This is a genomic window from Rhizobium tibeticum (genome assembly GCF_900110205.1).
GTDB classification, from domain to species: domain Bacteria; phylum Pseudomonadota; class Alphaproteobacteria; order Rhizobiales; family Rhizobiaceae; genus Rhizobium; species Rhizobium tibeticum.
On record NZ_FOCV01000031.1, the window covers coordinates 1 to 17692 of the forward strand.

Consider the following 17692-nt stretch of genomic DNA (forward strand, 5'->3'; position numbering starts at 1 on the left):
GATCGCCAGTCGCTCGGTGGGTTTCTGGAACGCTACCGCGAGAACTCGCATGCCGTGGTCGAGGCCACCCGCAACTGGATGGTGATGTATGACTGGCTCGACGACATTTGTGATGATGTCGTTCTCGCCCATCCCTGGAAGGTCAGGCGATTGCCGACGCCAAGATCAAGACCGACAAGATCGATGCGACGGTCTTGGCACATCTGCTGCGCACCGATCTGGTGCCGGAGGCCTGGGCACCCGGCGAACGCGCAAGAGAGCTGCGCGTCGCGCTGCGCGAGCGGATGTTTTACGTCCGGCTGCGCACGATGACGAAGAACCGCATCGTGACGGTGTTCGACCGCTATCCTGAGCAGACGGCGCAGTTGAAGAAGCTCAGTGATCTGTTCGGCAAGGCCGGCCGCGTCCAGCTTGCGCAGGTGAACGTCTCGGAGATCGACCGGGTCCAGATCGACCGTGGCCTCGCCTTCATCGGCGACATCGACGTGCGCATCAAGCAGTCGGAAGAAACGATCCGGGCGATGACCAAGGCCAATACCAACGTCAAGCTGTTGAAGACGATCCCCGGCATCGGCGAGTTCTTCGCCCGGCTGATCGACGCGGAGATCGACGACATAGCCCGGTTCCGCAACCCGAAGAAACTGGCCGCCTATGCCGGGCTTGTGCCCTCGACCTATTCGAGCGGCGGCAAGACCTTCCACGGCAAAATCATCAAGCAGGGCAACAAGTGGCTGCGCTGGGCTTTCGTCGAAGCCGTCACCCCCGCCACCGCCAGCGATCCGCAACTTCGTGCCCAGTACGAGCATCTGAAGATCAGAGGAACCAACAAGGCGCGGGTGGCGATTGCGCGCAAACTTTTGACGATCGCCTTCCAGATCCTGCGTGACCAACGCGCTTACGAGCCGCGCGTCACCAACACCCCGGAAGGCGCGTCGACGATATCCCGACTGTCCTGATTGTCGTTTAGCGAGCCCGGCAGGTCTGGGCTGCGCTCTTGCAGGAGAATGGGAAGCCGGGAGCCGAACGCCACTCTGTGACCGAAGCCATATGCATCAGGTCACGAATTGGAGACTGGTTCAGAACCGAAAGACGGAAAAGCAATCTGTCCTACGGAACGAAGGACGTTGCCGAGCGGCACAAATGCCGGTCAAAACATAACCGAACCCAAGGAAAAGCCGCCAACCGAAGGTGTTTTCCCCTTGAGTTCTTTCATTGGAGACCATGATGATAGAGCCCTACGCCCCGCTGGCGCAAATCAGAGAGGAAGAGAGCAAACGCGCGCAACGCGAGGCGCGATAGGGCGAGGTCCTGGCCAGCGTCTGCGCTTTTGACCCAACGAACTGGACGCTGGTGCGCTTCAGCCTGCACCGATCTGCCCCGCTCATCTCAGGCTCAAGCCAGATTTATCGCGTCGGACACGTCTCCCTGCCCTAAGTCTGGATCACACCGTCGCCCGACGATAGAGCGCCAGCGAACCAGCCAGTGCCAGGAGCGCGCCGCCGCAGGCGCGCTCGAGCCAGAGCGCTCCACTCGTCTTGAGGAAGCGCACAGCCTGCGCGCCGAACACCGCATAGGCAAGCATGATGGTGAAATCGAGCGCGGCGAACACCAGCGCCAGCACGGCATATTGGCTCGACTGCGGGCTCGTTGGATCGATGAACTGTGGCAGGAAGGCCGAGAAGAAGAGATAGCCCTTCGGATTGGTCACCGCGACCATGAAACTCTTCAGACCGATCGAAAACGGCGTTTCGGTCGCGGCCGCAGTCCCTTGCTTCAAGGCGGCATCGATCGTGCCTTTCGACCGCAACATCATGATGCCGAGAAAAGCCAGGTAGGCGGCGCCGACATATTTGAGAGCCGAGAACCAAAATTCCGAAGCCGCCAGCAGCGCGCCGAGACCGATCGAAACCGCCCCGATCAGCACGAAATCCGACAGCACGGCGCCCACCATGCCGGCAGCAGCACGCCTGACGCCGTAACGCGAACCGTTCGTCATCGCCAGAAGCACCGTTGGTCCCGGCGTGGCGATGCCAACGAAGGAAACGGCTGCGAACGCAAGAAGCGTGACTGTCTGCATGATGCCCTCCCGGTCTTCGGGCGCAGACTTGCATTTGCAGGTGTCCTACACAAGGGAGCATAGCGCGTGGGCTGAAAACAGAAAGCCAGCCGCCTGTGTCAGGGGACGGGCTTTCGTTCAATCCCTGCGGAGAGCCTCAGATGCCGGTCTGGCCGTCGGAGCCGATATAGGCGATGCGCAGCATGTTGGTCGCGCCCGGCGTTCCAAGCGGCACGCCGGCCGAGATGATGATGCGGTCGCCCGGCTTGCCGAAGCCTTCGTCGGCGACGATACGGCAGGCACGGTTTACCATGTCGTCGAGGTCCGTCGCGTCATGCGTGACGACGCAGTGCAGGCCCCAAACGATCGCAAGGCGGCGGGCGGTCTGGATAACCGGCGACAGCGCCAGGATCGGGACCTGCGGACGCTCGCGCGAGGCGCGAAGACCGGTTGTGCCGGACGAGGTGTAACAGACGATGGCCGACAGGCGCAGCGTTTCGGCGATCTGGCGGGCTGCGAGCGAAATCGCGTCAGCCCCGGTTGCCTCCGGCTGCGCACGCTGCGCGTAGATGATGCCGGGATAGTGCGGCTCGCGCTCGATGGCGCTGGCGATGGAGGCCATCGTCGCGACCGCTTCGACCGGATAGTCGCCAGACGCGGATTCGGCCGACAGCATGACGGCATCGGCGCCTTCGAAAACGGCGGTGGCGACGTCAGACACTTCGGCGCGTGTCGGGACCGGCGCGGAGATCATCGATTCCAGCATCTGCGTGGCGACGACGACAGGCTTGCCCGAACGGCGGCAGGCGCGGATCAGTTGCTTCTGGATGCCCGGAACGGATTCGAGCGGCATTTCGACGCCGAGATCGCCACGGGCAACCATGAGGGCGTCGGAGAGCTCGATGATTTCCTCGATACGCTCGATCGCCTGCGGCTTTTCGATTTTCGACATGATGCCGACGCGGCCGCGCGCGAGCTTGCGCACTTCGGCCAGATCTTCCGGGCGCTGCACGAAGGAGAGCGCGACCCAGTCGACGTCATCGGTTTCGAGAACCGCTGCGAGGTCCGTGCGGTCCTTATCCGTCAGCACGCCGACGGTGAGCAGCGTATCGGGAAGGCTGACGCCCTTGCGGTCGGAGATCTTGGTGCCTGATATAACCGTCGTGACGATGCTCTTGCCGTCGCACTTTTCGGCGCGCAGTGCGAGCTTGCCGTCATCGATCAGCAACCGGTGCCCGGGCTGCACCGATTCCAGGATTTCCGGATGCGGCAGGAACACGCGGGTGGCGTCGCCGGCAACGTCCTTGTTGTCGAGCGTGAAGGTATCGCCCGGCTTCAGGTCGACCTTGCCTTCGGCAAACTTGCCGACGCGCAGCTTCGGGCCCTGCAGGTCGGCGAGGATGCCGATCGGACGGCCGGAGCGCGCTTCGACGGCGCGGATGCGCTTGATCAACGTGCGCATGACGTCATGGCTGGCGTGGCTCATGTTGATGCGGAAGACGTCCGCACCGGCCTGGTGCAGCTTTTCGATCATCGATTCCTCGGACGAGGCGGGTCCGAGGGTGGCGAGGATTTTAATTTTGCGGTTGCGCTTCATCAATTCGGGCTTTCTTGCGTACCGGGGGTATCGGAAAGTTGAACCATCCAGCTGCCCTGGCGGCCCGTGTCATATTCCTTGAACCCCATCTTCTGATAGCCACGGGCGTAGCAGTCATTGACCCCCGTGATCTTGAACTCGTTTTCCGCCACGCACATCTGTACGTCACCCGTCCATCGGCCTCCCCGGGCAGCGTCTTCGGCGTAGAGATAATAATATCGGGACTGCAACTCCCCTTCGATCAGCGTCGCGCAGGTCGTCGCCGGCACTTGCCACCAGCCTTCCGTCATCCAGCCATCCTTGGCTCGATATCCGATCGCCACGCCCACCAGATTCTGCGTTCCGTTGCACACGCGGAAATCCGCGCGGGCCACATCGGCAATGAAGAACGGCGAGAACGCCGTAAGAACAAAAAGGGCAAAACGGGCAAGCGGCCCGGAACGCGTAAGGAAACTTGGCGCGGTCTGGATCAACACGACTTCCAATTGGCTCCCGGTTATTCGTTGTTGTGCCTTCTTGCGCTGCCTCCCCGCGAATGTCAACGCAATGCTAATCGATTATATTCCGGATGGCCGGCGGTACTTCGACCGGGCCGCGGCCTTTGCTTGCCAACCGCGCTTGAACCCGTCCGTGCCCCGTGCGATCAGAGACAGCCCCGTAAACTGCGATCGGCCATTTCCTTCATGAGCACTTTCAAATCACTTGAACTATTAGCCGGCGATCATGACAAAGGCATGGTACTCCTCGGCGATCACGCGATGAACCGACTGCCGGAGCGCTATGGCAGGCTTGGCTTGCCGGACAGTGCATTCGAGCGTCACATCGCCTATGACATCGGCATCGAGGGACTCGTACGGAACCTGTCGACGAAACTCGGTGTGCCCGCCGTGCTGGGCGGCTTTTCGCGTTTGCTGATTGACCCGAATCGTGGTGAGGACGACCCCACACTGATCATGAAGATATCAGACGGCGCGATCGTTCCGGGCAATCATCCGATCACCGCTGAGGAATGGAACTACCGGGTCGAAACGTTCCACCGGCCTTATCACCATGCCGTCAGTGAAACGATCGACAGGGTGGCAAACAAGACCGGGAGTGCGCCGCTTGTTCTCTCGCTTCATTCCTATACGCCGGTCTGGAAACACTTTCCTCGCCCTTGGCACGCCGCCGTTCTGTGGGATACCGACCATCGCGCAGTCGCTCCCCTGCTTGATATGTTGCGCAGCGATCCCGATCTCGTGGTCGGTGACAACGAACCCTACGACGGCGCACTGAAGGGCGACACGATGTATCGGCATTGCATGCTGACCGGCATCCCGCACGCGCTGCTGGAGGTGCGTCAGGACCTGATCGGCGACGAGCCCGGCATTGCCGCATGGGCAAAGCGTCTCGCGCCGATCTTTCAGACGATGAACGCCAATCCGGCGCTGCACGAGTATAATGTGCACGTGTCGCGCACTGGCCCGTACGAATGAAGGAGACCAAGATGGCCGCCCTGACGAAACAACAGCAGACCGAATTCGAGGCTGCGGCTTTTCGCCGCCTCGTGGAGCATCTGCGCGAACGCAGCGACGTGCAGAATATCGACCTGATGAATCTGGCCGGCTTCTGCCGCAATTGCCTGTCCAACTGGTATCGCGAGGCGGCCGAGGCCGAAGGCGTCGCGCTATCAAAGGACGAATCGCGCGAAATCGTCTACGGGATGACATATGAGGATTGGAGAAATCTCCATCAGAACGAAGCCTCGTGCGAGCAAAAAGCCGCATTTGAACTGAACAAGCCGCACAAATAGTCCCCTTGCGACCTGAATCGGCTTGACCCCGAGCACGCTTCGCGGCAGTCAACGCCATCCGAATTTCACACCCCTATCAGGAGAACACGATGTCTGATGCTCATGGCGTCGCCCGCGACCAGCTTCGCGCTTTTGTGGAGCGCATTGAACGCCTGGAAGAAGAAAAGAAGACCATCGCCGACGACATCAAGGACGTCTATGGCGAAGCCAAGGGCATGGGCTTCGATACAAAGATCCTCAAGAAGGTCGTTGCGCTGCGCAAGAAGGACGAGCAGGAACGCATGGAAGAGGACGCAATCCTCGACACCTATCTGCATGCGCTCGGCATGATCGAAGCGCCGCCGGAAGGCTGAGTTTTCCACGTATTACGTTCAAAGCCGCCGATCCCCTCGGCGGCTTTCTTTTTGTGCCGAGTTTGCGCTCGGCAAATCTTATCTGACCGCGTCCTTGGCCGCCTTCTCGATCACGTCGGCAACCTTCTTGGGCTGTGATGCGAAGACGGCATGACTGGACTTGATCTCGGTAACCAGGCTGCCGGCGCGTTTTGCCATCGTCCGCTCCAACTCTGGGTTGATGGCGCGATCCTCTGTCGAAACGATCGACCAGCTCTTTTTCGTCCGCCAGGCGGGGTCGCCGACTTTCGTTGTCAGAGCCTCCTTGGCAGCAAAAACCTGCGACTGGGCGAGGAAGGCCGTTTCGCGCTTGGGGAGGTCGGCGGCAAAATCGGCATGATATGCGCTTGGGTCGAGATAAAGGTATTTGCCGTCCTTGGTTTCCTTGACGCTTGTTCCGGCCGGTGGCTTCGAGCCGGCAAGGGTGGCCAGATCTTCGCCCTTGTCAGGCTGGAAGGCTGCCACGTAAACAAGCCCGTTGACGTGCGGGTTGTGACCCGCTTCGGTAATGACCATGCCGCCATAGCTGTGGCCGACCAATAGCGTCGGCCCATCCTGCAGGTCCAACACGCGGTTCGTTGCGGCGATATCGTCGGCCAGGGAAGTCAGAGGTTCCTGCACGAGCGTGACATGAAAGCCGCGCCGCCCCAGGATTTCGGTAGCCTTGCGCCAGCTCGACCCATCGGCGAAGGCGCCGTGAACGATGACGATGTTCTTGATCTGCGCGGCTTGGGCCGCAACGGCGATGACACTGGTGGCGAGTGCAAGCGCGAAAGTGGAAACGATACGACGATTCATGCGGTCACTCCTTTTGGTTTATGACGCATTCAGCCCGGAAAAGATCTGGAGGCATCGGCTGAAGGCGTGGCAATCTGGTCGGTGCGACGTATCGCCGATATGTCAGGTTTCCAGGCTAAATGTACCGCAGTGTAGTGCCCTTCTAACAGTGCAGGTTTGCGCAAAGAGCGGCCTCCCTTGCTCCGCGTGGATGCTCATGGAATAAGCAACCATATAAACTGCTTGATTTTGAGGCGTCGTTCGCGCATTCAATGGCCTCCCGATGGGCTTCGATAGCCGCCTCATAGATCACAGGGCAGTACAACACCAGCATGGCACCTTTTGCGATACCAAGGACGGCGCTATCTCATTCGACGCGCATGCCTGACATTAGCGACCGGCGGTAGACCCGTGGCCAACCGTACTTCCACGCCCAGCGACCTCAATGTGCTCGTCATCGACGAGAACAGCATCCGGGCTTCGATCATCGAGGTCGGGCTGCGCGAGGCCGGCTACGACAATGTCACGATCATCGACGACATGAACGGCCTTGCGAGGCGCATCATGGAGATCAACCCCGATGTCATCGTCATCGACATCGAGAACCCGAACCGCGACATGCTGGAAAGCATCTTCCAGATCTCGCGCGCGGTAAAACGCCCCATTGCAATGTTTGTCGACAAGTCGGACGAGGCTTCGATCGAAGCCGCCGTCGAGGCTGGCGTTTCCGCCTATATCGTCGACGGCCTGAAGCAGGAGCGTGTGCGCCCGATCCTCAAGATGGCGATCAGCCGTTTCAACGCCTTCTCGCGCCTGAACCGCGAGTTGGAGGAGACGCGCGGAGAACTGGAGAACCGCAAGCTGACCGACCGCGCGAAGGGATTGCTGATGCGATCCCGCGGGCTGTCGGAAGACGAGGCCTATGCGCTCATGCGGCGAACGGCCATGAACCAGAACAGGAAGATCGTCGAGATCGCCCAAAGCCTGATTACCGCCGCAAGCCTTCTGGACCCGGGAACCGACGCATGACGAGCACACATCAGATCACCGCCGGCTTCCTGCCGCTTCTTGACAGCGCTCTTCTGGTCGCCGCCAAGGAAAAGGGCTTTGCGGCGGAACAGGAGATCGACCTCACGCTGGTGCGCGAACGCTCTTGGGCGACGATTCGCGACCGACTTGCGGTTAGCCATTTCGACGTGGCGCATATTCTCGCTCCCATGCCGATCGCCTGCAATCTCGGGCTAACCGCACCGGCTCCGCGCATGATCGTGCCGCTGGCGCTTGGGCTTGGGGGTAACGCCGTGACCGTCTCCGCCGGTCTATGGAACGAAATGGCCGAATGCGGCGCCTTGCCCGATCTCGATGCTCGCTCCAGCGGCCTTGCTCTACGGCAGGTCATCGATCGCCGCAAAGGCGAACGGCTTCGCTTTGGCGTCGTCCATCCCTATTCGGGCCATAATTACGAACTGCGCTATTGGCTGGCCGCGAGCGGCATCGATCCCGACCGGGATGTGGAGATCGGCATTCTGCCTCCCCCTGATATGGCTGACGCGCTGACGGCCGGCATTATCGACGGCTACTGCGCCGGAGAGCCGTGGAACACGCTCGGCGTGCTCCACAACCGCGCCCATCTGGCGACGGTGAAGGCCGCCATCTGGAAATCGAGCCCGGAAAAGGTACTTGGCGTCAACAGCCGCTGGGCCGACGGCCACCCGGAGGCCTTGGCAGCTCTCCTGCAGGCTCTCTACACGGCCTCCCTCTGGTGCGCAGACACCCGCAATCACGAGGAGCTTGCCAAGCTGCTGGCAAAGCCCGCCTATGTGGATCGGCCCGCAGAAAGCCTGCTACCCGCATTGGCCGGTCTCCTGCACATCGGCGCAGGCGAGACGCTGAGCATCAAGGACTTTTTCGTCCCCAATGCCAAGGCGGCGACATTTCCGTGGAAGAGCCACGCCCTGTGGTTCTATACACAGATGGTTCGCTGGGGACACATCGGGCACACGCCAGAACGCCAGCAGATCGCCAACGACACCTACAGGCCCGACATCTACCGAAGCGCGCTGAAGACACTCGGCATTGCCATGCCGGCAGCAAGCTCCAAGGTGGAAGGCGCGCTCCGCCTCGAAACGCCCGTCGGCTCCAGTGGCGCCCTGACGCTCGGGCCGGACGGATTCTTCGACGGCGGCCTGTTCGATCCGGATGACGTGGATGGCTACATCGCCATTCAGAGCCAATCCTAGAGCCTGCTTATTTTATGCGCATTGCACAATTTTTGGAGCGATTGCTGCAAAATGCGTTAGCGCAGACAATACCGCCCGGTTTAGGCAATCAATCTTAGCCATTTAAAAACAAGCACTTGAGAAACTGGCACGCCCCTTGCTTTGCTATAAGCAGGCCAAGTGGCCAAGAATTTGGTGTCCAACGACGGGCGCCCACAGCAAAGCCGCTGATCAGGATAGCCCGCGCACCTCGCGCATGCGCGCCCTGACCAGCGGCTTTTTGTTTTTAACCCCTAGCGATGGATCGGCACGACCTTGTCGGGCCCCGGAGAAGCCATGTCTGTTATCAGGAATACGCAGTCCATGTCCGCCGGCGAACCAGCCAAAGCATTGTGGATGTCCACGATTGCCTTCACCCTCTGTTTTGCCGTTTGGACGATCTTCGCGATCATCGGCATTCGCATCAAGGAGGAACTCGGCCTGAATGAGGCCGAGTTCGGATTGCTCATCGGCACGCCTGTCCTAACCGGCTCGCTCGTGCGCATCGTCCTTGGCATCTGGACCGGCCGTTATGGCGGCCGCCTCGTCTACACGCTGACCATGCTCGCCGCCGCCCTGGCGACCTTCCTCCTCTCCTATGCCCACACCTATACCCAGATGCTGATCGCCGGCCTCGGCGTCGGGCTTGCCGGCGGTTCCTTCGCGGTCGGTGTCGCCTATGTCTCGCCTTTCTTTCCAGCGGAGAAGCAGGGAACGGCGCTTGGCATCTTCGGCGCTGGCAACGTCGGTGCGGCTGTGACCAAATTCGCAGCGCCTTTCGTCCTGATCGCCTGGGGCTGGCAGGCTGTTGCCCAGATCTGGGCCGTCGGCCTGGCGCTGATGGCGATCGTCTTCTGGTTCACCACGACAGATGATCCGGCCTTCCGTCGCCGCCGTGAGCGAGGCGTTGCCTCCAAGAGCCTGCTTCAGGAATTCGCACCGCTGAAGAACGCACAGGTCTGGCGCTTCTCGCTCTATTACTTCTTCGCTTTCGGTGGCTTCGTTGCCCTGTCGCTGTGGCTGCCCCGCTATCTGGTCGGCGTCTACGGCTTCAATCTGGGTGTCGCCGGGATGGTTGCGGCCGCCTATTCCATTCCTGGCAGCATTTTCCGCGCCTTCGGCGGCGTTCTCTCCGACAAGAGGGGCGCACGCAGCGTCATGTACGCAATGTTTGCCGTGTCAGCCGTCGCAACGCTTATCCTGTCGCTTCCGGCTGCCGGGACCGGCGGTGCGCTCGGGATCACGCCGGTTGTCTTCATCGTCGTCATCTTCGCCCTCGGCTTCGTCATGAGCCTCGGCAAGGCTGCCATCTACAAGCATATCCCCGCCTACTACCCCGAAAACGTCGGGGCCGTCGGCGGCATCGTCGGCATGATGGGCGGCCTTGGCGGCTTCATCCTGCCCATCGCCTTCGGCCTGCTCAAGGACATGACCGGCCTCTGGTCGAGCTGTTTCATGCTGCTCTTTGCGGTCGTCTTGGTCTCGCTCATCTGGATGCACCTGTCGGTCAAGCAACTCGACCGCCGTGGGCTCTCCACACAAGCCGTCGCCGCCACCTGATCTGAGGACCTGAAACTATGACTGAGAAGCTTGTCATCATCGGCAACGGCATGGCGCCCGGGCGCATGCTCGAGCACCTCTTCGAAAAGGCGCCCGACCAATACCAGGTCACGATCTTCAATGCCGAGCCGCGCGTCAATTACGACCGCATCATGCTCTCGCCGGTTCTATCGGGCGAGAAGGATTACGAGGAAATCATCATCCACGGCGATGGATGGTACATCAAGCATGGCATCACTCTCTACAAGGGCCACAAGATCATCGCGATCGATCGTGCCGCCAAGACGGTTACTTCCGATCATGGGGTCGTTGAAAGCTATGACAAGCTGGTGATCGCCACCGGCTCCGTGCCCTTCATCATTCCCGTGCCCGGTAAGGATCTGCCCGGCGTCATCACCTACCGCGACCTCGATGACGTCCAGGCGATGCTGCTTGCCGCCCAGTCGCGCGAGAAGGCGATCGTCATCGGCGGCGGCCTGCTCGGCCTAGAAGCGGCCGCCGGCCTTGCGTCGCGCGGTATGGACGTCACCGTTCTGCATGTCATGCCGACGCTGATGGAGCGCCAGCTCGATCCGGCCGCCGGGTACCTCTTGCAGAAGGCCGTGGAAGAGCGCGGCATCAAGGTCATCACCAAGGCCAACACCAAGGCGATCATCGGCAACGGCAAGGTCGAGGGCATCGAGCTCGATGACGGCCGTATCATCCCCGCGACGCTCGTTGTCATGGCGGTCGGCATCCGCCCGAGTGTCGGGCTCGCGAAAGAGGCTGGCATCGCCGTTAACCGGGGCATCGTCGTCGACGACGGCATGCAGACCTCGGACGGCAGCATCATGGCGCTCGGCGAGTGCGCGGAAGTCGGCGGCATGGTCTATGGCCTCGTCGCGCCGCTCTACGAAATGGCCCGCGTCGCCGCATCGCATCTGTCGGGCGACCGCTCGGCCACCTTCGTGCATTCGGACACACCGACCAAGCTCAAGGTCACTGGCATCGAACTCTTCTCGCTCGGCGACTTCGCCGATGGTGACGACCGCGAGGAAATCGTGCTGCGGGATGCCTCAGCCGGCGTCTACAAGCGTCTTGTGCTGAAGGACAACAAGATCATCGGCACCGTGCTTTACGGCGAGACCGCCGATGGTGCCTGGTTCAACGATCTGAAAAAGAAACAGACCGACATAACCGAGATGCGCGAAACGCTGATCTTCGGTCAAGCCTACCAGGGAGGGTCGCCGCTGGACCCTATGGCGGCCGTTGCAGCCTTGCCGGATGACGCGGAAATCTGTGGCTGCAACGGCGTCTGCAAGGGCAAAATCACCTCGACGATCACAGCTAAGGGCCTGACGTCGCTGGACGACGTGCGCGCCCACACCAAGGCTTCCGCTTCCTGCGGCTCCTGTACCGGCCTCGTTGAAAAGCTGATGACGCTGACCCTCGGCGACAGCTACAATCCGGCCGCCGTCCAGCCCATGTGCACCTGCACGGAACTCGGCCACGACGACGTCCGCCGCCTTATCAAGGCCAAGGGCCTGAAGAGCATTCCTGCCGTCATGCAGGAACTCGAATGGAAGACCTCCTGCGGCTGCGCCAAGTGTCGCCCGGCACTCAACTACTACCTCGTCTGCGACTGGCCGGACGAATATGCCGACGACTACCAGTCGCGCTTCATCAACGAGCGCGTCCACGCCAACATCCAGAAGGACGGCACGTATTCCGTTGTTCCACGCATGTGGGGCGGCGTCACAAATTCCAACGAGCTGCGCGCCATCGCGGATGTCGTCGACAAGTTCGAAATCCCGATGGTGAAGGTAACGGGCGGCCAGCGCATCGACCTGCTCGGCATCGAGAAGGAAGACCTGCCGGCTGTCTGGGCCGATCTCGGCAAGGCCGGCTTCGTGTCCGGCCAGGCTTATGCCAAGGGGCTGCGCACGGTGAAGACCTGCGTCGGTTCGGACTGGTGCCGCTTCGGCACGCAGGACTCCACCGGCCTCGGCATCCGCATCGAGAAGTTCATGTGGGGCTCGTGGACGCCGGCCAAACTGAAAATGGCCGTCTCCGGCTGCCCGCGCAATTGCGCGGAAGCGACCTGCAAGGACATCGGCGTCATCTGCGTGGACTCGGGTTTCGAGATCCATTTCGCCGGTGCTGCTGGTCTCGACATCAAGGGCACCGAGGTTCTCGGCCTCGTCAGGACCGAGGACGAGGCGCTGGAGCATATCGTCGCGCTGACGCAGATGTACCGCGAGCAGGCCCGCTATCTCGAGCGCATCTACAAATGGGCAAAGCGCGTCGGCCTGGACGAAATCCGCCGCCAGATCATGAGCGACGCCGACAAGCGGAAGGCCTACTACGACCGCTTCGTCTTCTCCCAGACGTTCGCTCAGGTCGACCCCTGGTCGGAGCGGGTCTCCGGCAAGGACAAGCATGAGTTCAGGCCGATGGCGACGATCGGCTACCCGCAGGCGGCTGAATAAGGAGATGGACATGAATTGGATTGCAATCGGCGACATCTCCGAAATTCCGCTCAGGGGCGCCCGCTGCGTGAAGACCCCCCAGGGCAAGATCGCGGTCTTCCGCACGGCCGAAAACGAAGTCTTCGCCATCGAGGACCACTGCCCGCACAAGGGCGGGCCGCTCTCCCAGGGCATCGTCCATGCCAAGGCGGTCACCTGCCCGCTGCACAACTGGGTGATCTCGCTCGAAACCGGCAAGGCGCTCGGGGCCGACGAGGGCGAAGTACGGACCATTCCGGTGCGCAACGAAGACGGCGCCCTCTTCATCGCGCTCGAAAGCCTGATGATGGCGGCCGAATAATGGACACGGAGGTTAAGACGACCTGTCCCTATTGCGGCGTCGGTTGCGGCGTCATCGCCAAGGTCGCAGGCGACGGCAAGGTTTCCGTCAAGGGCGACCCGGATCATCCCGCCAATTTCGGACGGCTGTGCTCGAAGGGCTCGGCGCTCGGCGAAACCGTCGATCTCGATGGGCGCGTTCTCCATCCGGAGATTTTGGGGGAGCGCGCAGAATGGGGGCAGGCGCTTGACCTCGTCGCGCAACGATTTTCGGATGCCATCGCCGAACACGGACCTGATTCCGTTGCCTTCTATGTCTCCGGTCAGTTGCTGACCGAAGATTATTACGTCGCCAACAAGCTGATGAAGGGCTTCATCGGCTCGGCCAACATCGACACCAATTCGCGTCTGTGCATGTCGTCCTCCGTCGCCGGCCACCGTCGCGCCTTCGGATCGGACACCGTGCCAGGCACCTACGAGGATATCGAGCTTGCCGATCTGGTGATCCTCACCGGCTCGAACCTCGCCTGGTGCCACCCGGTCGTCTATCAGCGGCTGGCGGCTGCCAAGGCCACTCGCCCCGGCATGAAGGTCGTCGTCATCGATCCGCGGCAGACGATGACAGCCGATATCGCCGACCTGCATTTGGCGATCCGGCCCGACAGCGATGTCGCGCTTTTCGTCGGCCTGTTCGAGCACCTGATCGCGCTCAACGCCATCGACCAGAATTACGTGGCTGAACATACGACCGGCTTTGCCGAGGCGTTTTCGTCCGCCTCCGGCACCTCCTTCAACGAGGTGCTGGAGCTGACCGGCCTGCCAGCCATGCAGCTTCGCGAGTTCTATCGCCTCTTTGCCGCCACCGAGAAGGTGGTCACCTGCTACAGCCAGGGCGTCAACCAGTCCTCGTCAGGTACTGACAAGGTCAACGCCATCATCAACTGTCACCTCGCCACCGGCCGTATTGGCCGGCCCGGCATGGGGCCCTTCTCCCTCACCGGCCAGCCGAATGCGATGGGCGGGCGTGAGGTCGGCGGGCTCGCCAACATGCTTGCCGCCCACATGGCAATCGAAAGTGCTGAGGATCGCAACCGCGTCCAACGCTTCTGGCGGTCGCCGGCGATTGCCGAAAAGCCGGGTCTGAAGGCGGTCGACATGTTCAGGGCCGTCGCCGACGGGCGCATCAAATCGCTCTGGATCATGGCGACCAACCCGGTCGTTTCCATGCCGGATGCCGACGCCGTCGAAGCCGCCATCAAAGCCTGTCCGTTTGTCGTCGTCTCCGACGTCCTGAAGGACACCGATACCGCGCGTCACGCCCACGTCCTTCTGCCCTCGTTGGGTTGGGGCGAAAAGAGCGGTACGGTTACCAACTCCGAGCGCCGCATCTCGCGCCAGCGCTCCTTCCTTGATGCACCGGGAGAAGCGCGCGCCGATTGGTGGCAGCTCGCCGAGGTGGCCCGGCGGATGGGCTTTTCCCAAGCCTTCGACTTCCCCTCCAATGCGGAGATCTTCGATGAGCATGCCGCCCTCTCCGCCTTCGAGAACAACGGCAATCGCGACTTCGACATCGGTTCATACGTCGGTATGAACCGTCAGGCCTATGACGAACTCCCGCCTTTCCAGTGGCCACAGCCTGCAGGCCACGGTGCGACTGAGACCCGCTTCTTCGCCAAGGGCGGCTTCTACCACGCTGACGGCAAGGCACGCTTCATCACCGTCAAACCGGCCGCCTCTGATCGCACCAACGCCGACTATCCCTTCACGCTGAACACCGGCCGCATTCGCGACCAGTGGCACACGATGACGCGCACCGGCAAAAGCGCACGCCTCTCCTCCCACATCGCCGAGCCCTTCGCCGAGCTGCACCCGCGCGACGCTATCGAAATCGACGTCGGCAAAGCCGGCCTCGTCGAGATCGAAAGCCCGCATGGCAGAGCCGTGGTTCGCGCCCTGATCACAGAGCGCCAGGCCCGCGGCAGTATTTTCGTGCCTATGCACTGGAACGATCAGTTTGCCGCCAAGGCCCGCATCGACGCCCTCGTCGCGCCTTTGACCGACGCGCACTCGGGCCAACCCGCCTCGAAAAATGTCGCGGTCGCTGCCCGACGCTTCAAGGCGGCGCGCTACGGCTTTGCGGTCTCCCAAGCCAGACCGGACAATCTCGATGCCGCGTATTGGGCGTTGGCAAAGGCCGAAGGCGGGTGGCGGGTGGAGCTCGCCTTCGACCAACCGGTGGAGGACTGGTGCGCGTGGTGCCGCACCACTTTCGCTATCCCCGACGGCGTCGAACCACTTGGCTACGCCGACCAGCAATCCGGCGATCTGAGGCTCGCCTTCTTCGACGGCAGGCGGCTGCTTGCGGCCCTGTTCCTGGCGCGCGAACCGGTGGCGGTTGCCCGCAACTGGGCGATCTCGCAGCTCACCGCCGAACACACCAATCTGCGCAAGCGCTTCGCTCTCGTTGCGGGTCGCCCGGGCGCAGACAAGCCTGATCCGGGCGCCACCGTCTGCTCCTGCTTCGGCGTCGGCGTCAACCAGATCGTCGCCGCCGTTCGCGGCGGCTGCCACAGCATCGAAGCCGTCGGCAAAGAACTCAATGCCGGAACCAATTGCGGCTCCTGCCGCGCCGAGATCAGGGGGATCATCGATGGATGTCTTGCAGCAGCCGCGGAGTGAAGCACCCGCCCGCATGGAGCCGCTTGCCAAGCTGCCGGTCTTTTGGGCGCTCGAAGGCAAGCGCGTGATCGTCGCCGGCGGTTCCGATGCCGCCGCCTGGAAGGCCGAGCTTCTCGCTGCCTGCGGCGCGAAAGTCGATGTCTATGCAAACGCGCTTTCCGAGACATTCGAACAGCTGATCGTACGCGGTGCCGAACATACCGAAGGCGGCTTCACCCATCACCCAGGCGCATGGGATGGAACGATCTTCGCCGGCGCCGCCATTGCCATCGCCGACTGTGAAGAGGACGATGCAGCGCAGGCCTTTTTTGACGCTGCTTGCAAGGCAGGCGTGCCGGTCAATGTCATAGACAAGCCCGCTTTCTGCCAGTTCCAGTTCGGTTCGATCGTCAACCGCTCACCGGTCGTCGTGTCGATCTCGACCGATGGTGCTGCACCCATCCTCGCCCAGGCAATCCGGCGGCGGATCGAGACATTGCTGCCGCGAGCGCTGAAAGGTTGGGCGGAACTGGCCCACTCGCTGCGAGACAGGATCAATGAGCGGCTCACGCCCGGGCCGCTGCGCCGCGCCTTTTGGGAGCGCTTTGTCGATCGCGCGTTTTCAAGTGCCGATACGCCGGAGGAGAGCGTCGGCGGGCTGCTTCTCAAGGAAGCCGAACGGTTTCGGGAAGCGCCCGCCCACTCTTCCAGAGGTGGCCGTGTAACGCTGGTCGGCGCCGGCCCCGGCGATGCGGAACTGCTGACCCTGAAAGCCGTGCGTGCCCTGCAGGCCGCCGATGTAATCCTCTTCGACGACCTGGTTTCTTCGGAGGTCCTGGAGCTCGCTCGGCGTGAGGCCAAGCGCATGCTGGTCGGCAAGCGCGGCGGCCGCACGAGCTGCCGCCAGGAAGACATCAACGAGATGATGGTGAAGCTCGCCAAATCAGGCAAGCGCGTCGTGCGCCTGAAGTCCGGTGATCCGATGATCTTCGGCCGCGCCGGCGAGGAAATTGCCCATCTCGATCGCGAGAACATTCCGGTCGATGTCATCCCCGGCATCACTGCGGCAAGTGCCATGGCCTCCCGCCTCGGGATTTCGCTGACGCATCGCGACCACGCGCAATCCGTCCGCTTCATCACCGGCCACTCTCGCCACGGCGGCCTGCCCGTCGATGTCGATTGGACCACCGTCGCCGATCCGGGGACGACGACCGTCTTCTACATGGGCGGGCGAACAGCACCGCTCATCGCCGATCGGTTGGTGGCGGAAGGCCTGTCGCCGGAAACGCCGGCCGTCATCATCAGCGACGTCAGTCGGGCAGCTGAACGCCACTGGAGCGGCAGGCTCGCGACCATCTCCGAAGGGATTGCGGAAATCGGCCATGACAATCCTGTGCTGATCGCGGTCGGCAGCGCGCTTGCGGCACGCCAGGCCGTCGCTGGCGAAGCCAGCCACGTCGAAAGCGATCTCCGCTTGGTCATGGGCGCGCGCTGATGCAGTTCCAGACGATCGCTCCCGTCTTCCTCGTTCTGGCCATTGCCTTGAGCTGGCCGCGCTTCAGCAGCATCTTTCGCGGCGAAACACAGACGGCGGTGGCGACCGCCCCCCTCACGATGATTGCCAGCGCCGTCAGCCTTTCCGCTCTTGGATTGGCCTTTGCCGGCAACGGGCCATGGCTCGGCATGCTGGTCGCGGCGCTGGGCCTGCTTCTCGGTTGGACGATGCGGGCACCGGCGCCGGTGCTCGCGGTGTCCCTGTCCACACTCAGCCTAGCCGCCTACCTGCAGTTCGGGCCGGCCACTGCCTTCTAGACGC

The 17692-nt window shown here is 62.2% G+C and carries 16 protein-coding genes and 1 pseudogene; 13 read left to right on the top strand and 4 right to left on the bottom strand.

What is annotated here, in order from left to right; translation table 11 throughout:
* Window positions 1–956, top strand: a pseudogene (locus BSG20_RS26425) (IS110 family RNA-guided transposase); the annotation flags it as partial.
* A 352-nt stretch (window positions 957–1308) separates the two neighbouring features.
* Window positions 1309–1434: a DUF4865 family protein gene (locus BSG20_RS37765; RefSeq protein WP_280142214.1), complete on the top strand. Its 126-nt coding sequence runs from the start codon at window positions 1309–1311 to the stop codon at window positions 1432–1434.
* A 7-nt stretch (window positions 1435–1441) separates the two neighbouring features.
* On the opposite strand, the gene BSG20_RS26435 is transcribed toward BSG20_RS37765, so the two are convergent.
* The 3 genes from BSG20_RS26435 to BSG20_RS26445 all read right to left on the bottom strand — a co-directional run bounded on the left by BSG20_RS26435 (window position 1442) and on the right by BSG20_RS26445 (window position 4138).
* The gene (locus tag BSG20_RS26435) at window positions 1442–2077 is read right to left on the bottom strand and encodes a LysE family translocator (protein ID WP_072380311.1); all 636 of its coding nucleotides are present in this window, start codon (window positions 2075–2077) and stop codon (window positions 1442–1444) included.
* Window positions 2078–2213: 136 nt separating this feature from the next.
* Window positions 2214–3653 (bottom strand): pyruvate kinase, encoded by a 1440-nt coding sequence (gene pyk / locus BSG20_RS26440; protein WP_072380309.1) that lies wholly within the window; start codon window positions 3651–3653, stop codon window positions 2214–2216.
* Complete coding sequence (locus tag BSG20_RS26445; RefSeq protein ID WP_024317297.1) at window positions 3653–4138, bottom strand: DUF1036 domain-containing protein; 486 nt, start codon at window positions 4136–4138, stop codon at window positions 3653–3655. The genes pyk and BSG20_RS26445 overlap by 1 nt, the downstream gene beginning before the upstream one ends.
* 198 nt (window positions 4139–4336) lie before the next feature.
* On the opposite strand from BSG20_RS26445, the gene BSG20_RS26450 reads away from it, so the two are divergent.
* From BSG20_RS26450 to BSG20_RS26460, 3 genes are all read left to right on the top strand, one after another.
* Window positions 4337–5128, top strand: coding sequence for an N-formylglutamate amidohydrolase (locus BSG20_RS26450; RefSeq protein ID WP_024317298.1), 792 nt, complete (start codon window positions 4337–4339; stop codon window positions 5126–5128).
* Between the two features lie 11 nt (window positions 5129–5139).
* Window positions 5140–5445 carry a DUF1244 domain-containing protein gene (locus BSG20_RS26455; RefSeq protein ID WP_072380307.1) on the top strand — a complete coding sequence of 102 codons (306 nt, stop codon included), beginning with the start codon at window positions 5140–5142 and terminating at the stop codon, window positions 5443–5445.
* 89 nt (window positions 5446–5534) lie between these two features.
* Complete coding sequence (locus BSG20_RS26460; protein ID WP_007527482.1) at window positions 5535–5798, top strand: DUF2312 domain-containing protein; 264 nt, start codon at window positions 5535–5537, stop codon at window positions 5796–5798.
* 78 nt (window positions 5799–5876) lie between these two features.
* On the opposite strand, the gene BSG20_RS26465 is transcribed toward BSG20_RS26460, so the two are convergent.
* Complete coding sequence (locus tag BSG20_RS26465; RefSeq protein ID WP_072380305.1) at window positions 5877–6635, bottom strand: alpha/beta hydrolase; 759 nt, start codon at window positions 6633–6635, stop codon at window positions 5877–5879.
* 390 nt (window positions 6636–7025) lie between these two features.
* On the opposite strand from BSG20_RS26465, the gene BSG20_RS26470 reads away from it, so the two are divergent.
* The 8 genes from BSG20_RS26470 to BSG20_RS26505 all read left to right on the top strand — a co-directional run bounded on the left by BSG20_RS26470 (window position 7026) and on the right by BSG20_RS26505 (window position 17688).
* Window positions 7026–7643 carry an ANTAR domain-containing response regulator gene (locus BSG20_RS26470; protein WP_072380303.1) on the top strand — a complete coding sequence of 206 codons (618 nt, stop codon included), beginning with the start codon at window positions 7026–7028 and terminating at the stop codon, window positions 7641–7643.
* The gene (locus tag BSG20_RS26475) at window positions 7640–8854 is read left to right on the top strand and encodes a CmpA/NrtA family ABC transporter substrate-binding protein (protein ID WP_072380302.1); all 1215 of its coding nucleotides are present in this window, start codon (window positions 7640–7642) and stop codon (window positions 8852–8854) included. Before BSG20_RS26470 ends, BSG20_RS26475 begins: the two co-directional genes overlap by 4 nt.
* Window positions 8855–9169: 315 nt before the next feature.
* Complete coding sequence (locus BSG20_RS26480) at window positions 9170–10432, top strand: MFS transporter (protein ID WP_072380300.1); 1263 nt, start codon at window positions 9170–9172, stop codon at window positions 10430–10432.
* 17 nt (window positions 10433–10449) lie between these two features.
* Window positions 10450–12900: a nitrite reductase large subunit NirB gene (gene nirB / locus BSG20_RS26485; protein WP_072380298.1), complete on the top strand. Its 2451-nt coding sequence runs from the start codon at window positions 10450–10452 to the stop codon at window positions 12898–12900.
* 4 nt (window positions 12901–12904) lie between these two features.
* Window positions 12905–13240 carry a nitrite reductase small subunit NirD gene (gene nirD, locus BSG20_RS26490; protein WP_024318261.1) on the top strand — a complete coding sequence of 112 codons (336 nt, stop codon included), beginning with the start codon at window positions 12905–12907 and terminating at the stop codon, window positions 13238–13240.
* Window positions 13240–15897, top strand: a complete 2658-nt coding sequence (locus tag BSG20_RS26495; RefSeq protein ID WP_072380296.1) for a nitrate reductase — start codon at window positions 13240–13242, stop codon at window positions 15895–15897. Before nirD ends, BSG20_RS26495 begins: the two co-directional genes overlap by 1 nt.
* A complete protein-coding gene (gene cysG / locus BSG20_RS26500; protein WP_072380294.1) occupies window positions 15869–17371 on the top strand; it encodes a siroheme synthase CysG in 1503 nt (500 codons plus the stop codon). Before BSG20_RS26495 ends, cysG begins: the two co-directional genes overlap by 29 nt.
* Window positions 17371–17688 carry a hypothetical protein gene (locus tag BSG20_RS26505; protein WP_072380292.1) on the top strand — a complete coding sequence of 106 codons (318 nt, stop codon included), beginning with the start codon at window positions 17371–17373 and terminating at the stop codon, window positions 17686–17688. The genes cysG and BSG20_RS26505 overlap by 1 nt, the downstream gene beginning before the upstream one ends.
* The last annotated feature ends 4 nt before the right edge of the window (window positions 17689–17692 follow it).